This window comes from Streptomyces sp. NPDC059567, from assembly GCF_042735655.1.
Classification (GTDB): domain Bacteria; phylum Actinomycetota; class Actinomycetes; order Streptomycetales; family Streptomycetaceae; genus Streptomyces.
In genome coordinates this window covers 262,577-265,893 of sequence record NZ_JBHWBS010000001.1, presented here as the reverse complement: position 1 = coordinate 265,893, position 3,317 = coordinate 262,577, and the positions used below count along the sequence as shown (strand labels likewise).

The window sequence follows — 3,317 nt, the reverse complement described above, 5'->3', positions numbered from 1 at the left end:
GGGCGGGGTCTGGGTGTGGGGGGGGGTGTGTGGGGCGGCCCCGGGGGGGGTTTTGGGGGGGGGGCCGGGGGGGGGGCCGGGGGGGGGGGGCCCCCCGACCGGGTGTCTGCGGTGCGGTCAGCCGGTCGCGGCGGCCGGCACGGTCTCCGGCGTCGCTTCGGCGTCGGCCGCGTCCTGGCCCGCCAGCCGGGCGCGCCAGTTCGCGAGCACGGCGGCGTCCGTCGGGCGGGTCGCCAGGGAAACGATCACATATGCGGCGAGCGAGGCCAACAAACCATAGTAAACAGGCTCATTTGCCAAGATTCCGTAAGTCCACATCAGGCCAATCACGGACAGGCCGCCGACGGTGACCGCGGCCAGGGCTCCCTGCACGGTGCCGCGGCGCCACAGCAGGCCGCCGAGGATCGGCACGAGCAGCCCGCCGACCAGCAGGTTGTAGGCGACGGTCAGGGCCTGCACCACGTCGTTCAGGGCGATGGCGATGCAGATGGTGGCGATGCCCATGAGGAGGATGAAGAGGCGGTTGCCCTTCACCTCGTCGTGGTCGTCGCCGCCCCCTGTGGTCAGCCCGCGCAGCCTCGACCAGATGTCGTTGTTGGCGACGGTGGCGCAGGCGATCAGCGCGCCGGAGGAGGTCGACATGACGGCGGCCAGCGCGGCGGCGAGGACCAGGCCCCGCACACCCATGGGCAGCTCGTCCTTGACGATGGTCGCGAAGGCGTCGTCGGCGCTGGGCAGGTTCGGGTAGAGCACCTTGGCCGCGGTGCCGATGACGGCGCCGGCGAGGGCGTAGACGAGGCAGTACGTGCCGGCGACGGTGCCGCCCCACTTGGCGACCTTGTCGGTCCGGGCGGTGAAGACCCGCTGCCAGATGTCCTGGCCGATGAGCATGCCGAAGGTGTAGATCAGCACGTAGGTGAAGATCGTCTCGCCGCCGATGCCGAGCGGCGCGAAGTACTCGGTGGGCAGCTGGGCCTTCATCTCGGCGAAGCCGCCGGCCTTGATCACGGCGATGGGCAGCAGCAGGATCAGCACGCCGATGGTCTTCACCACGAACTGCACCATGTCGGTGAGGGTGATGGACCACATGCCGCCGAGCGTCGAGTACGCCACGACGATGGCACCGCCGAGGACGATCGCGACCGTGCGGGGCATGTCGAAGAGGACGTCGAAGATCGTGGCGTACGCGATGGTCGAGGTGACCGCGAGCATCAGCGTGTAGGCCCACATGACCACGCCCGAGATGACGCCGGCCTTTCCGCCGTAGCGCAGGTCGAGCATCTCGGAGACGGTGTAGACCTTCAGCCGGGCGATGCGGGCGGAGAAGAAGACGGAGAGAGCCAGCAGGCCGAGGCCGATGGTGAAGACCATCCAGGCGCCGGAGAGGCCGTACTTGTAGCCGAGGCCCACGCCACCGATGGTGGAGGCGCCGCCGAGGACGATGGCGGCCATGGTCCCGGAGTACATCCAGGGCCCGAGGCGACGGCCCGCGACCAGGAACTCGCTCTTCGACTTGGCGCGGCGCATACCCCACCAGCCCATCGCGAGCATCCCGGCCAAGTACAGGACGATCACTGTGTAGTCGACGGCCATGGGGCCCTCCCTCGTTCACTTCGGTGGCGTGTCGTGCGGGTGGAGTGACTCCAGTGACTGATCGCGGGGACATCCGCCCGTACCCGCGGCCGCTGGATGGGACGACAGTAGGTGGCCGGAAAGCGACGATGAAGTGTACGTTTCATCCACTGTTCACACGCGGGATGTACGAAGGGTCCACACCCATGTCCGCACAGGAGCCCACGCCCCCACCACCGGCCCCGCCCGCCCCACCCGTCTCACTGGCCGCGCTGCTCGGCCGGAAGGACCTCGGCCTGCGGCTGCTGGCCGGGCCCGAGGACGCGTCCGTCCACTGGGTGCACACCTCCGAGATGGCCGACCCGTATCCGTATCTGCTCGGCGGCGAGCTGCTGATGACGGCGGGCGTCCAGCTCACCGATCCTGCGCAGTACGTCGAGCGGGTGGTGGAGGCGGGGGCGGCGGCGCTCGGCTTCGGGGTCGCGCCGGTGTACGACACCGTTCCGGCGGAGCTCGTCGCGGCCTGCGAGCGGCATGGACTGCCGCTGCTCGAAGTACCCCCGCAGACGCCGTTCACAGCGGTGGCCCGGGCGGTGTGGCGGCTGATGGCGGAGGCCCGCCTCCGCGAGCTGCGCCGGGTGACCGAGGCGCAGCAGTCACTGGCCACGGCGGCCGCCCGGCCGGCCCCGGTCCCGGCGGTCCTCGGCGCGCTGGCGTCCCGGCTCGGCGGGCGTGCGGTGCTGTACGCGGCGGACGGCACGGCGTACGCGGCGGCGGGGCGGGCGATCGGGACGGAGGCGGAGGAAGCGCTGCGGCACCTGGCGGAGGTGGTGGGCCCGCGCCCCGGCAGACCGGCGTCGGCGAGCGGGGACGGTGGCGGGATGGTGCTCGCGGCCTACGCGCTGGGAGGCGGCGACGGGCTGGCGCTGGGTGTGGCGGCCGAGCGGCGGGAGGCCGCGGACCACACGATCGCCGGGGTGGCGGTCGTCCTGCTCTCCCTGCTGACCGCCCCGCACCGCGGCGCGGACGTCTCGGCCCGGGACGCGGCCCTGGTCCGCCTGCTGCTCGGCACGCCCCCGGCCGAGGCGGCGACCGCCCTGGGCCCGGGCCCCTGGACGGTGGTCCACGCCCACGGCGGCGACACCACCCCGTTCGCCGCGTCGACCCTGGCGTCCGCCCTGGGCACCTCGCTGCTCGACACGGGCGCCCCGGACGACGACACGGTCCGGCTCCTCCTGCCCGCCTCGTCCCCCGCCACCGCGCAGCCCGGGTGGACCCTCGGGGTCAGCTCCCCCGTCGAGGCCCGGGATCTCGCCGTCGGCGACGCGCAGGCCGGGCGGGCGCTGCGGCGGGCGCAGGCGACCCGCGCGGAGCTCGTACGCCATCGGCCCGCCGGGTTCGGCGGGCTGATGGACCCGGCGGAGGCGGCCGCGTACGCCCGGAGCGTGCTCGCGCCGATCGGCGAGCCGCTCACCGAGACGCTGCGCACCTGGCTCTCGCTCCACGGCAGTTGGGACCGCACGGCCGTCGCCCTGGACATCCACCGCAACACCGTCCGCCAACGCATCGCGCGCTGCTCCACGCTCCTGGACATGGACCTGGACGACGCGGACGTACGGATGGAGCTGTGGTTCGCCCTCGGCCGGGTGCCCCGGCCCCCCGCGGGGGGGGGGGGGGGGGGGGCGCCGCCCCCGCGGCGCGGGCGCGGGGGGCGCCGGGGCGCGCGCTCGCGGGCGCGGCGGGCG

2 protein-coding genes are annotated in these 3,317 nt (G+C 73.7%); one reads left to right on the top strand and one right to left on the bottom strand.

Annotation, left to right across the window (positions count from 1 at the left end; all coding sequences use genetic code 11):
- Positions 1-117: 117 nt before the first annotated feature.
- Positions 118-1,593, bottom strand: a complete 1,476-nt coding sequence (locus ACFVZW_RS01125; RefSeq protein ID WP_384514873.1) for a sodium:solute symporter — start codon at positions 1,591-1,593, stop codon at positions 118-120.
- Positions 1,594-1,778: 185 nt separating this feature from the next.
- On the opposite strand from ACFVZW_RS01125, the gene ACFVZW_RS01120 reads away from it, so the two are divergent.
- On the top strand, positions 1,779-3,317 hold a 1,539-nt coding region (locus ACFVZW_RS01120), incomplete at its 3' end, for a PucR family transcriptional regulator ligand-binding domain-containing protein (RefSeq protein ID WP_384514871.1).